The sequence below is a fragment of the Kitasatospora sp. NPDC054768 genome (genome assembly GCF_053612025.1).
Genome location: NZ_JBSHBN010000182.1, coordinates 1 through 17618, shown reverse-complemented (window position 1 = coordinate 17618; position 17618 = coordinate 1). Strand labels below are relative to the sequence as shown.

At 72.7% G+C, this 17618-nt stretch carries 18 protein-coding genes; 13 read left to right on the top strand and 5 right to left on the bottom strand.

The window, feature by feature from the left end; all coding sequences use genetic code 11:
• Nucleotides 1-25 precede the first annotated feature (25 nt).
• The 3 genes from ACWGKU_RS35390 to ACWGKU_RS35380 all read right to left on the bottom strand — a co-directional run bounded on the left by ACWGKU_RS35390 (nucleotide 26) and on the right by ACWGKU_RS35380 (nucleotide 1139).
• Entirely contained in the window at nucleotides 26-403 is a 378-nt protein-coding gene (locus ACWGKU_RS35390; RefSeq protein WP_452179050.1) for a hypothetical protein, read from the bottom strand.
• Between the two features lie 113 nt (nucleotides 404-516).
• Nucleotides 517-786 (bottom strand): chaplin, encoded by a 270-nt coding sequence (locus tag ACWGKU_RS35385; RefSeq protein WP_401054529.1) that lies wholly within the window; start codon nucleotides 784-786, stop codon nucleotides 517-519.
• Nucleotides 787-896: 110 nt separating this feature from the next.
• On the bottom strand, nucleotides 897-1139 hold the full coding sequence (locus ACWGKU_RS35380) for a chaplin (RefSeq protein ID WP_401054531.1): 243 nt from the start codon (nucleotides 1137-1139) through the stop codon (nucleotides 897-899).
• A gap of 496 nt (nucleotides 1140-1635) precedes the next feature.
• Between ACWGKU_RS35380 and ACWGKU_RS35375 the strand changes: the two genes are divergently transcribed.
• From ACWGKU_RS35375 to ACWGKU_RS35355, 5 genes are all read left to right on the top strand, one after another.
• Nucleotides 1636-1875 (top strand): chaplin, encoded by a 240-nt coding sequence (locus tag ACWGKU_RS35375; protein WP_401054532.1) that lies wholly within the window; start codon nucleotides 1636-1638, stop codon nucleotides 1873-1875.
• A 242-nt stretch (nucleotides 1876-2117) separates the two neighbouring features.
• On the top strand, nucleotides 2118-3791 hold the full coding sequence (locus ACWGKU_RS35370; protein WP_401054534.1) for an RICIN domain-containing protein: 1674 nt from the start codon (nucleotides 2118-2120) through the stop codon (nucleotides 3789-3791).
• 199 nt (nucleotides 3792-3990) lie between these two features.
• A complete protein-coding gene (locus ACWGKU_RS35365; protein WP_380542126.1) occupies nucleotides 3991-5280 on the top strand; it encodes a glycosyltransferase family 39 protein in 1290 nt (429 codons plus the stop codon).
• Between the two features lie 63 nt (nucleotides 5281-5343).
• Entirely contained in the window at nucleotides 5344-5835 is a 492-nt protein-coding gene (locus ACWGKU_RS35360; protein ID WP_401046586.1) for a MarR family winged helix-turn-helix transcriptional regulator, read from the top strand.
• A gap of 94 nt (nucleotides 5836-5929) precedes the next feature.
• Entirely contained in the window at nucleotides 5930-7369 is a 1440-nt protein-coding gene (locus tag ACWGKU_RS35355) for a DHA2 family efflux MFS transporter permease subunit (protein WP_452179051.1), read from the top strand.
• A 58-nt stretch (nucleotides 7370-7427) separates the two neighbouring features.
• Here ACWGKU_RS35355 and ACWGKU_RS35350 read toward each other — a convergent pair whose 3' ends face one another.
• The gene (locus tag ACWGKU_RS35350) at nucleotides 7428-7910 is read right to left on the bottom strand and encodes a hypothetical protein (protein ID WP_380542117.1); all 483 of its coding nucleotides are present in this window, start codon (nucleotides 7908-7910) and stop codon (nucleotides 7428-7430) included.
• A gap of 439 nt (nucleotides 7911-8349) precedes the next feature.
• Between ACWGKU_RS35350 and hemL the strand changes: the two genes are divergently transcribed.
• The 7 genes from hemL (at nucleotide 8350) to ACWGKU_RS35315 (ending at nucleotide 15374) form a co-directional block, all read left to right on the top strand.
• Nucleotides 8350-9678, top strand: a complete 1329-nt coding sequence (hemL, locus tag ACWGKU_RS35345; protein WP_380351288.1) for a glutamate-1-semialdehyde 2,1-aminomutase — start codon at nucleotides 8350-8352, stop codon at nucleotides 9676-9678.
• Nucleotides 9679-9752: 74 nt separating this feature from the next.
• Complete coding sequence (locus ACWGKU_RS35340; RefSeq protein WP_359902904.1) at nucleotides 9753-10403, top strand: histidine phosphatase family protein; 651 nt, start codon at nucleotides 9753-9755, stop codon at nucleotides 10401-10403.
• 164 nt (nucleotides 10404-10567) lie between these two features.
• On the top strand, nucleotides 10568-11185 hold the full coding sequence (locus ACWGKU_RS35335; protein WP_359902808.1) for a TlpA family protein disulfide reductase: 618 nt from the start codon (nucleotides 10568-10570) through the stop codon (nucleotides 11183-11185).
• Between the two features lie 2 nt (nucleotides 11186-11187).
• Entirely contained in the window at nucleotides 11188-11958 is a 771-nt protein-coding gene (locus ACWGKU_RS35330; RefSeq protein ID WP_387686369.1) for a cytochrome c biogenesis CcdA family protein, read from the top strand.
• Between the two features lie 2 nt (nucleotides 11959-11960).
• Nucleotides 11961-13718, top strand: coding sequence for a cytochrome c biogenesis protein ResB (resB, locus tag ACWGKU_RS35325; RefSeq protein WP_452179052.1), 1758 nt, complete (start codon nucleotides 11961-11963; stop codon nucleotides 13716-13718).
• Between the two features lie 3 nt (nucleotides 13719-13721).
• A complete protein-coding gene (ccsB, locus tag ACWGKU_RS35320) occupies nucleotides 13722-14849 on the top strand; it encodes a c-type cytochrome biogenesis protein CcsB (RefSeq protein ID WP_401046596.1) in 1128 nt (375 codons plus the stop codon).
• Between the two features lie 138 nt (nucleotides 14850-14987).
• Nucleotides 14988-15374, top strand: coding sequence for a hypothetical protein (locus ACWGKU_RS35315; RefSeq protein WP_359902817.1), 387 nt, complete (start codon nucleotides 14988-14990; stop codon nucleotides 15372-15374).
• A 42-nt stretch (nucleotides 15375-15416) separates the two neighbouring features.
• Here ACWGKU_RS35315 and ACWGKU_RS35310 read toward each other — a convergent pair whose 3' ends face one another.
• On the bottom strand, nucleotides 15417-16538 hold the full coding sequence (locus ACWGKU_RS35310) for a ScbA/BarX family gamma-butyrolactone biosynthesis protein (protein WP_452179053.1): 1122 nt from the start codon (nucleotides 16536-16538) through the stop codon (nucleotides 15417-15419).
• 349 nt (nucleotides 16539-16887) lie between these two features.
• Here ACWGKU_RS35310 and ACWGKU_RS35305 point away from each other — a divergent pair, with 349 nt between their 5' ends.
• The gene (locus ACWGKU_RS35305; protein WP_452179054.1) at nucleotides 16888-17532 is read left to right on the top strand and encodes a ScbR family autoregulator-binding transcription factor; all 645 of its coding nucleotides are present in this window, start codon (nucleotides 16888-16890) and stop codon (nucleotides 17530-17532) included.
• The last annotated feature ends 86 nt before the right edge of the window (nucleotides 17533-17618 follow it).

Sequence of the window (17618 nt, the reverse complement as noted above, 5' to 3'; positions counted from 1 at the left end):
GCCGGGCTCCCGCGCGCCCGGGGGCTCAGCCCGGCAGGAGGCCGGTCAGCCCGCCGACCAGCGGGAGGTCCTTGACGCCGCCGCCGGCGCTCAGCGGGCCGGTCAGCGTCCCGGTGCCGACGGCGGGCAGGCCCTGGTCGGGCTGGAGGGCCGCGCCGTTGTTGAGGAAGTCGGCCGAGGAGTTCGCCCACGGGTCCAGCCGCAGGCTCTTGATCGGCGCGATGCCGTAGCCGAGGCCGGTGGTCGTCCCGCCCAGCGCCTGGCCGAGGTCGGTCTTGGTCAGCGTGGCCGGGCCGGCCGGGGCCTCGCCCGGGGCGGTGGCGGCCTGCGCCGAACCGGCGCCGAGCAGCACCGCGGCACCCACGGCGGCGGCCAGTGCGGCCGCGTTCTTCTGCGAAACCATCGTGATCACCCTTCGGTGGATCGGGGATCCCGGACGGCTGTCCGGGGACGCCGAACTGCCCCCCGGCCGACTGGTCGGGGGGCAGGACGGCCGGAACACGTGCCGATCGGGGATCAGCAGTCGTCCGCGGGCTGCGGGTGGGCCTCGACGTTGGCGCAGGCGTTGCCGAAGGCCGGGTTCAGCAGGCCGACCACGTTGATGGAGTTGCCGCACAGGTTGATCGGCACGTGCACCGGGACCTGGATCTGGTTGCCGGAGACGACACCGGGGGAACCGACGGCCGCGCCCTCGGCGCCCGCGCTGGCGGCGGCGGAGCCCGCCGCGCCCAGCACCAGGCCGGCAGCGGCGGCGGAGAGGACGGCGGCCTTCTTCATGTTCTGCATGGGGGGTTGATCTCCTCGATCACACACGGGTGGAGCGTGCCGCGCCCCGGCGCTGCGGGGCGCGGCACGGGCTCGGTGAATCGGCTGTCGCCGGTGCGGCGACCGCGGGTTCAGCCGGCGTTGACGCAGGTGTTGCCGAAGGCCGGGTTCAGCAGGCCGATGATGTCGATGCTGTTGCCGCACAGGTTGATCGGGATGTGGATCGGCACCTGGATCTGGTTGCCGGAGAGCACGCCGGGGGAACCGGCGGCGACGCCCTCGGCGCCCGAGCTGGCGACCGCACCGCCGGCGGCACCGAGCACCAGGCCGCTGGCGGCCAGGGACAGGACGGCGGCCTTCTTGAAGTTGCGCATGTCATTCCTCCGATTTCTGCCCGACGGAATGGGAATGTCGGGAGTCGGGCGAGCGCGAATACTCACCCGAAGGCTTCAGGGATTGCCGTGATTGTCACTCGGTCGGCGCATATCGGCGTGTTCCGCCCATGGCTCGGGCGTGGCCGTGACTGCCGGGTCGCAGTGCCCCCCGAAACGATTCCCGCACGGCCGGGAAAGGCTTCGGACAAAGGCGCGACCAGGTGGAATTCCGGTCGGGCGTTCCGGCACGGGTTGCCGGACGCCGGGTTCTGGGAGGCCCGCCGCGCGGGGGCCGGTGGAGACCGGGTTCCGTCAGGGAGAACGAGGCACCGTGCGGGGGGAAACGGTCCGACCCTCCGATCACCCGAATGCCCGGTCCGCGGCGCCGTTGCGCCGGATGGGTGACAGTGCCGGGACCGTCGCAACCGGTCCGGTGGGGTCTCGTTCTAGATGTCGCACTCCCCGTGCATATCTGTCGAACAGTCAGGAGGCTCGTATGAGCATCAAGAAGACCGCCGCCGTCGGCGCGGCCGTGGTGGGCATCGTGGCCGCCGGCGCCGGTTCCGCGATGGCCAGCTCCGGCGCCCAGGGCGTCGCCGCCGGTTCCCCCGGTGTCGTCTCCGGCAACCAGATCCAGATCCCGGTGCACGTTCCGGTCAACGTCTGCGGCAACACCATCGACATCATCGGCCTGCTGAACCCGGCGTTCGGCAACAAGTGCGCCAACGTGGGCTGAGCCCGCACCCGGTTCGGCCGGTGCGAGCCGCCGTTCCGCGCCTCCCTCCTGGGGCGCGGGGCGGCGGCTCTTCGTTGTGCCGTGAACGTGTCGGTCCGTCGGTTCCCGGCGGTGTCACGAGTCTTGTTGCGTTACTTGTCAGTACCTAGAATGCGAGACCTGCTCACCTTTCCTGCTCCTCTCTTGCTCCGCACCGCTCGGCTCCCCGCCAGGGCGGTCCCCACCCCCGCAAGGAGTCGCGTGTGATCAGGTCACCCCTGCCGGCGGCACGGCGAACGCGTACGGGTGCGTCCCGGTGCGCCGCACTGCTCGCCACCGGAGCCCTCCTCGCCACCCTCGGCCTGGCCGGCGCCCCCGCCGCCCTGGCCGACCCCGCCCCGGCCGCGCCCGCGGCCACCCGTCCGGCCGCGATCGTCGCCCTCGGCGACAGCGCCATCTCCGGGGAGGGCGCCGGCACCGACACCAACGACGGCTACTTCCCGGAGACGGACAGCCCCACCAACTACTGCCACCGCCACCCCAAGTCGGAGATCTTCGTCACCGACATCCCCGGGGTCACCCCGATCGACCTGGCCTGCTCCGGCGCCCAGACCGGCGACCTGGTCAGCGACCCGGAACTGGCCAAGGTCACCGGCCCCGGCAGCGGCGACTTCGGCGAGCCCAAGCAGGACGTCAAGCTGGCCGACACGGCGGCCAAGTACGACGTCAGGATGGTCGTCGTCACCATCGGCGCCAACGACGACTTCGACTTCAGCGGGATCATGATGCACTGCCTGGCGCAGTACTTCCCGATCCCCAAGGACCAGGGCTGCCGGGACACCATCGGCAGCGACGAGATCCGCCGGCGCGCCAAGGGCGTCCAGCCCAAGGTGGTCGCCGCGCTCCAGAACATCCGTCAGACCATGCGCAAGGCCGGCTACGCCGACTCCTCGTACCAGCTGGTCTACCAGTCGTACTTCAACCCGATCACCCCGGACATCCGGCGCAACGACTACCTCGGCAAGGTCGCCGACGGCTGTCCGGCCTTCCCCGAGGACCTCGCCTGGGGCCACAACTGGGTGGTGCCGACACTCAGTGACGCGCTGCGCGGCGCGGCCGAGCAGGTGCCCGGCGTCCGGTACCTGGACCAGCGGCGGGTCGCCTTCGGGCACGAGGTCTGCGCGGAGTGGACGTCCTCCCCGTACGAGTACTCCAACGGGGACGTCATCAACCTCTCCGAGTGGGTGCGCAACGGCTGCGACTCGCAGATCGGCATCCCCGGGCTGTGCATGAACATGGTCCGCCAGTCGTACCACCTGCGGGTGGCCGGCTACCGCGGCGAGGGCGTCTGCCTCGGCCAGTTCTACGCCCGGACCGAGCTGGCGCAGGCGTACTGCACGCTCAACCAGCAGAACACCACCTCGATCCAGCCGCTCACGCCCGGACAGCCGTTCGGGGACGTCCCCGAGGACGGCGCCTGGTACCAGCTGACCAACGCCGCCAGCGGCAACGCGCTCGACCTCACCGGCGGCGGCAGCTACGGCGACTCCACCAACGGGCGGCCCGCGATCACCTATCCGGCCACCGGCGGGCTCAACCAGTCCTTCGTCCTGGAGGCCAAGGCGGGCGGCAGCTACGAGCTCGACTTCAGCGGCAACCGGAACATGTGCCTGGACGCCAACGCCGGCTCCACCGCCCCCGGCACCCGGATCCAGCAGTGGGGCTGCAACGGCGGCGGCAACCAGCACTGGGTGTTCACGCCGGCCGGCGACGGCCGCTACAAGATCGCCGACTCCCAGGACCGCGGCAAGGTCCTGGCCGCCGGCAGCACCCTCGACGCCAAGGGCAACCCGTACGTCGAACTCGCCACCGACACCGGCGCCGCCAACCAGCTCTGGCAGCTCACCAAGCTCGGCATCGTCTACGTCCACGGCTGATCCACCCCGCACGCGCCCAGGCCGTCGCCGCCCCCGACCGGGCGGCGACGGCGTGGTCCTCGGCACGGGTGGCACGGTGCCGGACAGGGCTCCGGGGGCACCAGGGGGCCTCGGTTCGGGGGCGTGCCGTAGGCTCACGGGAAAATCGTTGCGCCGGAGCCGCGCGGACCACGAGCGGGGCGGGGAGTACCCAGACCAGATGAGCACGGCATCGAGCACTGAGTCGTCCAGCACCCAGTCCGGAGCGCCCGCGGCGCCCGGAGCGGAGCCGGTGGAGACCCCCGAGGAACGGACCGGCCGGGAGCCCGGCCGGTTCGGGGCGCTGGTGGACCGCTTCGCGCCCGCGCTGGGCGCGTACGCGGTGGTCAAGGCCATCGGCGTGACCGTCTTCATGCTGCTGCTCTCGCACACCGGCGACTACCTGAACAAGCAGCCGGGCCGCGGCGGCGGCGCCAATCCCTGGGACGTGCTGGGCACCTGGGACGGCGTCTGGTACCAGCGGATCGCCGAGAACGGGTACAACCCGCAGCTGATCCCGCTGCACGGCTTCCCGCTGGCGACCTACTACGAGAACTCGGCCGCCTTCTTCCCGCTCTACCCCTGGCTGATGCGGCTGGTCGGCGCGGTCACCGGGCTCGGCCCGTACGGCTCAGGGATCGTCGTCTCGGTGCTGGCCTCGCTGGTCGCGGCGGCGGGGATCTTCGCGATCGCCGAGCGGCTCGGCGGCTTCCGGGCGGGCGTGATCGCGGCGGTGCTCTGGGGCCTGTTCCCGGGCTCCGGCGTGGAGTGGGCGGTCTACTCGGACTCGCTGTTCGTCGCGCTGTCCGCCTGGGCCTGCTACTGCGTGATGACCCGCCGCTGGCTCGCGGCCGGTGTGCTGACGCTGGTGGCGGGCCTCAACCGGCCGACCGCCGCGGTGCTGATCGCCGCCGTCTCGATCGCCGCGCTGGTCGCGCTGGTCCGCCGCACCGACGGGGTGGCCCGTCCGCTGACCGCGATGCTGATCACGCCCTGGGGCCTGCTCGGCTACGTCGCCTGGGTCGGCTGGAAGATGGGCGACTGGGGCGGCTACTTCAAGCTCCAGCAGGGCGCCTGGAACCGCTACTTCGACGGCGGCTCCTCCACCCTGCGCACGATCAGGGACGTGATCACCGGCCACTGGACCTACTGGCAGGCCAATCCCGTCCCGGACCTGATCGCGATCGGCCTGCTGATCGCCCTGCCCGGGCTGGTGCTGCTGCTGTGGCGCACCCGGCCGCCGCTGGTGCTGTGGGTCTACACCGGGCTCACCATCTTCACCGCGCTGAGCACCAACCAGATCTTCGGCAACATCTCGCGCTACCTGCTGCCCGCCTTCCCGCTCTGCATCGGCCTGGCGGTGGCGCTGCGCCGGGTGCGGCTCTCCTCGCTGGCCTGGCTGCTGGCGATGCCCGTTCTCGCGGCGGGCTGGTACGCGGGCTATGCGCTGTTCGAGTTGGGCATCCCGTAGACCCGGCGTTGGTTGGCTACGGGATCATCCGGGAGCAGACGGGCCGTTGCTAACCTCGGACGTATGACGACGACCCCGCCGCCCGTGCGCCAGATCCGCGACATCTCCGGGCTGATGGACCACGCGAGCCACGTGCTGGCCACCCGGATGGCGGCCGCCTTCACCGAGCTCGGGATCACCCCGCGCGCCTACTGCGTGCTGTTCCACGCGCAGGAGTCCGAACGCACCCAGATCCAGCTGGCCGAGCTGGCGGACCTGGACAAGACGACCATGGTGGTCACCGTCGACGAGCTGGAGAAGGCGGGCCTGGCCGAGCGCCGCCCGTCCGCGACCGACCGGCGGGCCCGGATCGTCTCGGTCACCGAGGCGGGCGAGCGGGCCGTGGTGCAGGGCACCGCGATCGCCGACCGGGTGCACCGCGAACTGCTGGAGGCGCTGCCGCGGCCGGAGCGCGACGTGTTCGTCTCGGCCCTGACCCGCCTGGTGGACGGCCACCTCGCGGAACCGGTCGAGGTCGAGCGCACCGTCCGCCGTGCCCGCCGCTCGCGGGGCTGACGCCCCGACCCCAAGCTGCTCCCGAGATAGATAGTCCCGAACAAAACGATCTGATAGCGTCCTACCCGGTACTCGACGAACCGGGAGAACCGCCATGACCACGCACGCCCCGGCCGCGCCCACGCCGGCCCCCGCCACCGCCCGCTCCCGCACCCTCGCCCTCGCGGTGCTCTGCGCGGGAATGCTGATGATCGTCCTGGACGGCTCGATCGTCACCGTGGCGCTGCCCGCGATCCAGGGCGACCTGCACTTCTCGCCCGCCGGCCTCACCTGGACGGTCAACGCCTACCTGATCGCCTTCGGCGGCCTGCTCCTGCTGGCCGGCCGGCTCGGCGACCTGATCGGCCGCAGGCGGATGTTCGTCGCCGGGCTCACCCTCTTCACCGCCGCCTCGCTGCTCTGCGCCGTCGCCACCGGGCAGCAGGCGCTGATCGCCGCCCGCTTCCTCCAGGGCGTCGGCGGCGCGATGGCCTCCGCCGTCAGCCTCGGCATGATCGTCACGCTCTTCCCCGAGCCGGCCGAGCGCGGCCGGGCGATCGGCGCGTTCAGCTTCGTCGGCGCGGCCGGCGCCTCGATCGGCCAGGTCCTCGGCGGGGTGCTCACCCAGGCGCTCAACTGGCACTGGATCTTCCTGATCAACCTGCCGCTCGGCCTGGCCGCCGTCCTGCTCTCCCTGCGGCTGCTGGAGTCCGACCGCGGCCCCGGCCTGCGGGCCGGCGCCGACGTGCTGGGCGCCGTGCTGATCACCGCCGCCCTGATGCTCGGCATCTACACCATCGTCGGCACCGGCGAGCACGGCTGGACCTCGGCCCGCACCCTGGGCCTCGGCGCGCTCTCGCTCGCGCTGCTGGCCGGCTTCCTGCTCCGGCAGGCCCGGGCCGCCCAACCCCTGCTCCCGCTGCGGATGTTCCGCTCGCGCGACGTCTCCGGCGCCAACGCCGTGCAGGTGCTGACCATCTCCGGGATGTTCGGTTTCCAGATCATGGTCGCGCTCTACCTGCAGCAGGTCCTCGGCTACGGCGCCGCCGCCACCGGCCTGGCGATGCTGCCGGCGGCGGCCGCCATCGGCGCGGTGTCGCTGCTGCTCTCGGCCCGGCTGAGCGCCCGGTTCGGCGAGCGCGCCGTGCTGCTCGCGGGGCTCGCCATGCTGCTCGCCGCGCTCGGACTGCTGGTCCGGCTGCCCGCCGACGCCGACTACGTCGTCCACCTGCTGCCGACCATGCTGCTGATCGCGGGCGGCGGACTGGTGCTGTCCACGCTCGCGGTCCTCGGCATGTCGGGCGCCGGACCGCAGGACGCGGGCACCGCCTCCGGCCTGTTCAACACCACCCAGCAGGTCGGCGGCGCGCTCGGGGTCGCCGTCCTCGGCACCCTCGCGAGCGGCCGCACCGCCGCCCTGTCCGCGGCCGGGCACCCCGCCGCGGACGCCCTGGCCGGCGGCTTCCGCCTCGCCTTCGCGGTCGCCGCCGGACTCCTCGCGGTGGCCCTGCTGCTCGCCGCCACCGTCCTGCGGCCGACCGGGCGTCAGAACTGACGGTCCGCCAACCCGCCCCGCCCCGGCCCGCGTTCGAACAGCGCGCCGGGGCCGGGCGTCACGGCCAGACCAGGCAGTACAGCTGGTGCCCGGCCTCGTGCAGCCGGTTGGCGAAGTCCTGCCACTCGTGCAGCATGCTGTAGATCACGAACGCGTCCCGCGGCCCGCGCCGGTCCGGCACGGTGGACCAGATGAAGGCGGCGGCGCCGAGCTCCGTCTCGTCGGCCTTGCGCAACGGCTCGACGACGTTGTGGGGCAGCTGGACGACGGCGTAGTCGGGGTGCAGCACGACCAGCTCCAGCGGCGGCACCTGGTGCAGCGGCACGCCCTGGATGCCGGTGAGCACCATGGCGCTCATCGTCTCCGGCTTGATCTTGGTGGAGAGGTGGCCGGTGGGGGAGCCGCTGGTCTCCATCAGGTCGCCGAGCCGCCCCAGCGAGCCCAGCTCGCCGGCCTCCAGGCCGAGTCCGCCCGGGCCGAGGGCGGTGGGAACTCTGGCGGCGGTCGCGCGGTCCGGGGCCCCGAAGTACTTGTAGGTCACCCCCACGCGTCCCTCACCCCGCCTCTCACCGCCGCGACGACCACGACCCGTACCCGCTCCCGTACCCCCGCGTGCGGTTTCGGCGGGCCTGCGGGAGCCCCCCGCAGCCTCGTCGTAGCCGTCCTGCGCCTCGGACACTCGGACCATCCTCACCGGAATTCGCCGGAATCGACAGACCCCCGCACATCCGGCGCCCACCGGACGTGCTCCTTACCCGTCATGCGCCGCCGTACCCACTCGCGGTACGCGGCAGTCCTCTCCACACCCCTGCACACAAACCGGAACGCCCGTGCACTCTGTGTACACAGTCTGACTGGTCCCCGGTCCGGTGCAGTCAGCGGCCCCTGCTGTACGGACAACCGTACAGACAACGGTGCCCGGATCATCGTTCCAGATGATCGGGTCGGACATGCAGAGCGTGAGGACACGATTTGAGACCATGTCTTTTGTGAGCTACCCCTACGAAGCCCCCCAGTCCCAGTCGCTGTTCGACCGCGCCTCCGTGGTGACGCCCGGCGGCGTCAACTCCCCGGTGCGCGCCTTCCGCGCGGTCGGCGGCACGCCGCGCTTCATGGTGTCCGGCACCGGCCCCTACCTGACCGACGCCGACGGCCGCGAGTACGTCGACCTGGTGTGCTCGTGGGGTCCGATGATCCTCGGCCACGCGCACCCCGCGGTGATCGACGCCGTCCAGCAGGCCGTCTCCAAGGGCACCTCCTTCGGCACCCCCGGCCAGGGCGAGGTCGAGCTGGCCGAGGAGATCGTCGGCCGGGTCGCCCCGGTCGAGCAGGTCCGCCTGGTCTCCTCCGGCACCGAGGCCACCATGTCCGCGATCCGGCTGGCCCGCGGCTTCACCGGCCGGGCGAAGGTGGTCAAGTTCGCCGGCTGCTACCACGGTCACGTGGACGCGCTGCTGGCCGCCGCCGGTTCCGGCGTGGCCACCTTCGGGCTGCCGGACACCCCGGGCGTCACCGGCGCCCAGGCCGGCGACACCATCGTGCTGCCGTACAACGACCTGGCCGCCGTCGAGCAGGCCTTCGCCGCCCACCCGGGCGAGATCGCCTGCGTGATCACCGAGGCCTCGCCCGGCAACATGGGCGTCGTCCCGCCGCTGCCCGGCTTCAACGGCGGCCTGGCCCGGCTCTGCCGGGAGAACGGCGCGCTGTTCATCTCCGACGAGGTGATGACCGGCTTCCGCGTCTCCAAGGCCGGCTGGTACGGCCTGGAGGCGGCGAACGAGGGCTGGGCGCCGGACCTGCTGACCTTCGGCAAGGTCATGGGCGGCGGCTTCCCGGCCGCGGCCTTCGGCGGCCGCGCCGACGTGATGGCGCACCTGGCCCCGGCCGGCCCGGTCTACCAGGCGGGCACCCTGTCCGGGAACCCGATCGCCACCGCGGCCGGCCTGGCCCAGCTGCGCGGCTGCACCGACGAGGTGTACGCGACGGTGGACAAGGTCGCCGCCGAGGTCTCCGGCCTGGTCACCGACGCGCTCGCCAAGGAGGGCGTGGCCCACCGGCTGCAGACCGCCGGGAACATGTTCTCGGTGTTCTTCACCGAGGCCCCGGTCACCGACTACGACGAGGCCAGGACCCAGGAGGCGTACCGTTTCACCGCCTTCTTCCACGCGATGCTGGCCGCGGGCGTCTACCTGCCGCCGTCCGCCTTCGAGTCCTGGTTCGTCTCGGCGGCCCACGACGAGCGGGCGATCGAGCGGATCGCCGCCGCCCTGCCGGCCGCCGCGCGCGCCGCTGCCGCCGCCACGGCCTGACCCGTCGCGGCCCGAACCCGATTCCCAGGAGTAGTCGAGAAGTGAGCGCCAAAGAGATCACCGTCGTCCACGTGATGCGGCACGGCGAGGTGCACAACCCGGAGGGCGTCCTGTACGGGCGCCTGCCGGACTACCACCTGTCCGAGCTGGGCCGGAAGATGGCCGAGCGGGTCGCCGAGGACCTGGCCGGCCGGGACATCACCCACGTGGTGGCCTCCCCGCTGGAGCGGGCCCAGGAGACCGCCGCGCCGATCGCCGAGGCGCACGGCCTGGACGTCGCGGCGGACGGGCGGCTGATCGAGGCGGAGAACGTCTTCGAGGGCAAGACCTTCGGGGTCGGCGACGGTTCGCTGCGGAACCCGGGCTACTGGAAGTACCTCACCAACCCGTTCAAGCCCTCGTGGGGCGAGCCGTACCTCGACCAGGCGGTGCGGATGATGGGCGCGCTCGGCGCCGCCCGGGACGCCGCGCGCGGGCACGAGGCGGTCTGCGTCAGCCACCAGCTGCCGATCTGGACCCTGCGCTCCTTCGTGGAGCGCCGCCGGCTCTGGCACGACCCGCGCAACCGGCAGTGCTCGCTGGCCTCGCTGACCAGCTTCACCTTCGAGGGCGACAGGATCGTCTCCGTCGGCTACCGCGAGCCGGCCCGCGACCTGCTGCCCGCGCACCTGGTGGGCAAGGGCCGCAAGGGCGACAAGCCGGTGGGCAAGAGCTTCGGCGCCTAGCCTCCGCACCTTCGCCGCCCCGCCTCCGTAAGCGGCGTGTAAGTATGACTTCGGGTCACCTGGCAGATGCCGGGTGACCCGATTTCGTCGCAGGTCAGAGGGGGTGCGACGCGCAAGGCAGGACCCCGGCGAACCGGCCCGGAACTCCATGCGAAACTTTTCACATGTCTGCCATGACGCGCCCCCGTCCTCGTGTCGCCGCAGCAGCCGCCGCCACCGTCGCCGCCGCTGCGCTCGCCCTCACCGGCTGCTCCTCCTCGGGCTCGTCGGGCGGCGGCGAGGGCCAGGTCGGCTTCGTCACGGTCAAGGGCACCAACCTGTCGAAGGCGGAGGCCGGCAAGCGCGGGGACGCGCCGGACATCTCCGGCGAGACGCTGGAGGGCACCGCGGCCAAGCTCTCCGACTACCGGGGCAAGGTCGTCGTGCTGAACGTCTGGGGCTCCTGGTGCGGCCCGTGCCGGGCCGAGGCCAAGAGCCTCCAGAACGTCTCGGAGAAGTACAAGGACCAGGGCGTCCAGTTCCTCGGCATCAACACCCGGGACACCGAGAAGCAGAACGCCGTCCGCTTCGAGCAGGAGCAGGGCGTCACCTACCCGAGCCTCTTCGACCCGGCCGGCACCCAGCTGCTCAAGTTCCCCAAGGGCAGCCTCAACCCGCAGTCCATCCCGACCACCCTGATCGTCGACCGGGACGGCAAGCTGGCCGCCCGCGCCGTCGGCGGCACCACCGAGGACGCGCTGGAGTCGATCCTCCAGCCGGTGGTCGCGGAGCAGAAGCAGTGAGTCTGCCGCCCCTGTACCTCGCCGACGCCACCTCGACCGTCCAGAGCGGCGCGCTGCTGGCCGCCGCCCCGGTCGCGCTGGTGGCGGGGCTGGCGTCGTTCTTCTCGCCGTGCGTGCTGCCGCTGGTCCCCGGCTACCTGTCGTACGTGACCGGCTTCTCCGCCGCCGACCTCGCGGACGCCCGCGGTTCGCGGCGCGGCCGGATGCTGCTCGGCGTGGTGCTGTTCATCCTCGGTTTCACCGCGGTGTTCGTCTCCACCGGCGCCCTGTTCGGCTACTTCGGCCAGGAGCTCCAGGACTACAAGCGGATCATCAGCATCGTGCTGGGCTCGCTCACCGTGGTGATGGGCCTGGCGTTCATGGGCCTGGTGCCCGGGCTGAGCATGCGCGAGGTCCGCTCGCACCGCCGCCCGGCGGTCGGCCTGCTGGGCGCCCCGATGCTCGGGGTGGTGTTCGGCGTCGGCTGGACCCCGTGCATGGGCCCGACCCTGACCGCCGTCCAGAACCTGGCCCTCAACCAGGCCGACGCCCAGCGTGGCGCGCTGCTGACCACCTTCTACTGCCTGGGCCTCGGCGTACCGTTCATCCTGGCCGCGGTGGCCTTCCGCCGGGCGCTGGGCGCCTTCGGCTGGGTCAAGCGGCACTACCCGCTCGTCATGAGGATCGGCGGCGGCATGCTCGTCGCGGTCGGTCTGCTGCTCGTCACCGGGATCTGGGACTCGATGATGAGCCAGCTGCAGTCCTGGACCGCCGACTTCCAGATCGGAATCTGACCGTGAGCAACACCACGACCGAGACCGAGCAGCCGCCGGCGCCGGACGACAGTGCCGCCGAGCGGCTCAGCACCGCCCCGGTCGAGTCCGAAGGCCCGACCGGCATAGGGCCGTTCGGCTGGGCCCGCTGGATGTGGCGCCAGCTGACCTCGATGCGGGTCGCCCTGATCCTGCTGTTCCTGCTGTCGCTGGCCGCCATCCCCGGCTCGCTGATCCCGCAGAACGGGCAGAACCAGTTCAAGGTGCAGACCTGGAAGGCGCAGCACACCACGGTCGCGCCGATCTACGAGAAGCTCCAGCTGTTCGACGTCTACAGCTCGGTCTGGTTCTCCGCGATCTACATCCTGCTGTTCGTCTCGCTGGCCGGCTGCATCGTCCCGCGCACCTGGCAGTTCGTCGGCGTGCTGCGCTCCCGGCCGCCGGCCGCGCCGCGCAACCTGACCCGGATGCCGGTGCACGCGGTCTGGCGCACCGAGGCGGACGCCGACGAGGTGAATGCCGCCGCGCACCGGCTGCTGCGCAAGCGCGGCTTCCGCGCCCACCTGTCCGGCGGCGCGGTCGCGGCCGAGAAGGGCTACCTGCGCGAGGTCGGCAACCTGCTGTTCCACCTGTCGCTGTTCGCGCTGCTCGGCGGCTTCGCCTGGTCCAGCCTGGCCGCCGGCACCGGCGGCAAGCTGATGATCGAGGGCGAGGCCTACTCCAACACCATCACCCAGCTCGACGACTTCACCGGCACCCGGTTCTACGGCAGCCAGGACCTGGACCCCTTCTACCTGAAGCTGGACGGCTTCACCTCGAAGTTCCAGGAGAAGGGCGACCAGATCGGCGCCGCCCGGCAGTTCACCGCGCACGTCGAGTACTCCGAGGGCGGCGACCCGTCCGCGCTGAAGAAGTCGACGATCGAGGTGAACCACCCGCTGGAGGTCGGCGGCAGCAAGGTCTACCTGATCGGCCACGGCTACGCCCCGGTGATCACCCTCAAGAACGGCAAGGGCGACGTCGTCTACCAGGGCGCCGTCCCGTTCCTGCCGCAGGACGGCAACCTGACCTCCACCGGCGTGGTGAAGGCCTCCGACTACGGCGTGGGTCCCGACGGCAACAAGACCCAGATGGGCTTCTCCGGGTTCTTCCTGCCGACCGCCCCGCTGAGCTTCGAGGGCACCGGCCCGGTCTCGCTGTTCCCCGGTGACGCCGCCCCCGAACTGGTGCTGAACGCCTTCGCGGGCGACCTGGGCACCGACTCCGGCCTGCCGCAGAACGTCTACCAGCTCAACACCCGCAAGCTCACCCAGCTGACCCAGGACGGCCAGCCGGCCAAGGCCAGGCTCAAGCCGGGTCAGGGCTGGACCCTCCCCGACGGCTACGGCTCCATCACCTTCGACGGCTACAAGCAGTGGGCCAGCTTCAACATCACGCACCGCCCGGGCAATGAGATCGCCCTGGTCGGCGGCGTGCTGGCGATCCTCGGTCTGATCGGCTCGCTGTTCATCCAGCGCCGCCGGATCTGGGTGCGGGCGGTCGCCCTGCCGGGCGGCGGCACCCAGGTCGAGCTGGCCGGCCTGGCCCGCAGCGAGTCGGCGAAGATCGCCGAGGAGCTGGCGGAGCTCGCGGTCGACCTCCAGGACGACGCCCCGGCCTCCGAGGAGGAGGCCGAGGACGGTGCCGGGGAAGCCGACACCCCGTCCGACGCGACACCCCACGACCCCGAGGCCGAGGCCTCAGCCCCCGCAGTCCCTGCCGACCAGAACTCCAAGGAGTAGACGGTGCAACTCGCCTCGGCGGTCGACCCACAGCTGGCCGACCTCTCCAACAAGCTGATCTATTCGGCGATGGTGGTCTACACGCTCGCCATGTTCGCCCACATGATCGAGTGGACCTTCGGCAGCAAGGGCGCCGTCGCCGTCCGCTCGAAGGTCCAGGCCGGCAGCCTCGGCGAGAGCGTCGCCACGGCCGAGAAGAAGGCCAGGAAGGTCACCGTCACCGTGGCGGGGGCCGGCGGCGGCACCACCACGCTCACCCGCACCGCGGTCGCGGGCGAGGGCGCGACGGTGGTCACCAGCGGGCGCGGCGTCGAGGAGGAGGACGGCCCCGGCGCGGCTGGCACCAACGAGCGGGCCGACCTGGCCGGACGGATCGCCGTCTCGCTCACCGTGCTCGGCGCGGCGCTGCACGCGGGCGGGATCGTCGCCCGCGGCCTCTCGGTCTCGCGCTGGCCGTGGGGCAACATGTACGAGTTCTCCTGCGCCTTCGCCTTCGCCATGACGGCGGCGTACCTGGTGCTGCTGGCCGCGAGGAAGAACGTCCGCTGGCTCGGCCTGCCGGTCGTCCTCGCGGGGCTGCTGACCCTCGGCATCGCCACCACGGTGCTGTACACCGACTCCGAGCAGCTCGTCCCGGCGCTGCACTCGCCGTGGCTGGCGATCCACGTGTCCACCGCGATCTTCTGCGGCGGCGCCTTCTACGCGGCGTTCATCGCGACGCTGCTGTACCTCGGCAAGGACTCCTTCGACAAGCGCATGGCGGCCGGCCTGACCACCGGTCCGCTGGGCACCTCGGCCTCGATCTGGCGCCGGCTGCCCGCCGCGTCGACCTTCGACAAGCTGTCCTACCGGATCAACGCCCTGGTCTTCCCGCTGTGGACCTTCACCATCATCGCGGGCGCGATCTGGGCCGAGGCGGCCTGGGGCAAGTACTGGGAGTGGGACCCGAAGGAGACCTGGTCGTTCATCACCTGGGTCGCCTACGCCTGCTACCTGCACGCCCGCGCGACGGCCGGCTGGAAGGGCCGCAAGGCCGCCTACCTGGCGCTGGCGGCGTTCGCCTGCTGGCTCTTCAACTACTACGGCGTGAACATCTTCGTCACCGGAAAGCACTCCTACGCGGGGATCTGACCGGGGCACACGATGACCCACCGGCCCGGCTCTCTCCCACAGGTAGCCGGGCCGATGTGCAGGGGTAGTGCGTGCCGGCCGCCGGTCGGTGCGAGAGGGAATTGAGGAGGAAATCGCGCAATGGAGTGCGACGAGGTCATGCTGACCGTCCGAATCACCGCCGCCGAGCGCATGCTGCTCCGCAGGCTCGCCCAGGGACACCGGAGCGACGTGTCCGAGGTGGTGTCCGACGCGCTGCTGGACATCATCCCCACGCTCAGCGCACCGGGGGACGCCTACCGGCTGCTGGGCGCGCTGGCCATGCCCGCGCCGTGCGCCCTGACGGTCTGGCTGCCGACCGCGCTGGCCGACCTGCTGGTGCCGGGCGCGGCCCGGATCGCGCAGATCACCGACGTCCGGGTCGAGTCGGCCAGTGCCGCCCTGGGCGCGGCGCTGCGGCTGTGGCTGGCCCAGGACCCGGTCCGGCTGGCGACCAATCTCAGCGTGATGCACGCGGGCCGGCCGGCCGCACTGGTGGCCGCCTGACGGGGACGAGCCCCCGAGGGGGACCAGCCGCCCGTCGGGGGATCAGCTCGCCAGCGGCAGCCGGGTGCCGCCGAGGCCCGGCGCGGCGGGGCGGCCCTCGTAGGCCTCCCGCCGGGCCGGCACCCTCGGGCCCTCGGCCGGCCCGTCCAGGGGTGCGGTGAGCAGCAGGCACTCGGCCGCCGGCCGGCCGTCCTGGACCAGTTGGACCCGTACCGCCAGCCGGCCGTCCGCCGCGGCCGGCCCGGCGGTCGGCCCGGCGGTCGGCTCGGGGACCGCCCGGACGAAGCAGGGCCGGTCCAGCTCGATGTAGCGGTCGAAGGAGGTCACCAGCTCGACCGGCACCACCGGTTCGGGGTGGCGCAGCCGCTGGGCGGCCTGCCGGGCGGCCTCCAGCACCAGCATGCCGGGCACGTGGTCCAGCTCGTGGTCGAACAGCACCGGGTGGGTGGCGTCGGCCCGCAGCAGCCAGGTGTCCGGGGCCAGGGTCGGGCCGAGCACCACGTCGGCGGGCTGCGCGCGGCCGACCAGCTCGGGCGCGGCGGGCGCCGGCAGGAGCGGCGGGGCGGTGCGCCGCGCGGGCCCGCGCAGCCGGGCGTACGAGGCGGGGGAGAGCACCCGCAGCCGGCCGCTGCCGCGGCCGATCGGCCGGCCGTCCCGGGTGACGTCGACGCGGACCCGCAGGGAGACCAGTTCGCCGTGCCGCATCCGGACGTCCTCGCAGCCGACGGTCAGCATCAGCGAGGCGGGGCCGGCGGTGACGGCCAGGCCCGGCAGTCCGGGTTCGTGGAGCGCGTAGGAGAGGTCCTCCATCACGAAGTGGTGGCCGCGCGGCACCCCGAACCCGGCGTGGCCGATCAGCAGTCCGGTCTGCCGGATCGTTTCGGCGAGCAGCACCGGGTCGTGGTAGCGGTCCCCGGGCAGCCGGTAGAAGCCGTGCAGCCGGGGCCACTGGGCGCCGAGCAGGAAGTCGTACGGGCCGGTGGCCTGCCAGCCGGTGAGGAACACCTCGGACACCGAGGCGCGGTGCACCAGGTGCCGGGAGACGGTCCGGTCGTGGAAGTCGTAGCCGGTCGCGGGGCCGTCGTGGAAGTCGAAGCCGCCACCGCTGCCCGGGCCGGGGCGGGCGTACGGGCCGTGCGGGTCCGGCTCTACGATCGATGGCATGACGGGCCCCCGCTTCAGGGTGTCGGTCGGAGCGGCCGCCACGGCCGTCCGAGCAAAACATACATACCACCCGGTTTGTGTTTTGCGACTGGGGGTGCCCGGGCCGCATTCTCCGGCCCGATCACGCTACCTGCCCCGTGGGCTGGGGGAATACCCGTCGAGGGGGTCCCGGACCATCGATGGGGGTCCGTCCCCGCTGGACGGCGGGGGCGAAGCAGGCGCTAGATTAGATACCAACCATGCGGTTTCGGAGGGTGCCGTCCGCATGCGAGCGCCGCCTCCACAGGGGCCGCGCCGACAGCAGCCGGGTGGGGCGGGGATCGCGCCCGGCCGAGTCCGGAGGGGGCCAGTGGTCAAGCAGGAACGGGCCGGGCGGACCCGGCAGGCCGTACTGCTCGCCGCCGCGGAGACCTTCGCGCGCGTGGGCTTCGAGGCCGCCAGCCTGGTCGACATCAGCCGGCGGGCCGGGGTGAGCAAGGGGGCCCTCTACTTCCACTTCGTGTCCAAGCAGGCCCTCGCCGACGGGGTGCGCTGCGCCTCCGGACGGGAGGTCGGCTCGGCCGCGCTGCGCGCGCTGCGGGCCGACGGCCCGGCGCTCCAGGGCCTGATCGACTTCACGCACGAGCTGGCCCGGATGCTGCGCGAGGACGTGGTGGTGCGGGCCGGCGTCCGGCTCGGCCGGCCGGGGCCGCGCCGGGACGGTGCCCAGGAGGGGCCGGACGGCCGGCCCGTTCCGGTGGCCCCCGACGTCGCCTGGCGCAGCCTCACCGCCGTCGTCCACCGGCTGCTGGACCGGGCCGCCGAGGCCGGCGAGCTGTGCCCCGGGGTGGACCGGCGGGCCGCCGCCGAACTGCTCACCGCGGTGGCGGCCGGCCAGGTGCTGCTCGCGGGCGAGGAGACCGGCCGGCCCGGGCCGGAGGCCGTGAGCAGGCTCTGGACGGCGGCGCTGCCGGCCCTGGTGGCGGCGGAGCGGCGGGTGGGCTACCGGGTCTGAGCCGGCCGCCGTGGCCGCCCCGCCCCGGCGGCCCGGTTGCGCCCGGTCGCGCCCGGTCGCGCCCCGTCGCGCCCGGTCGCGCCCCG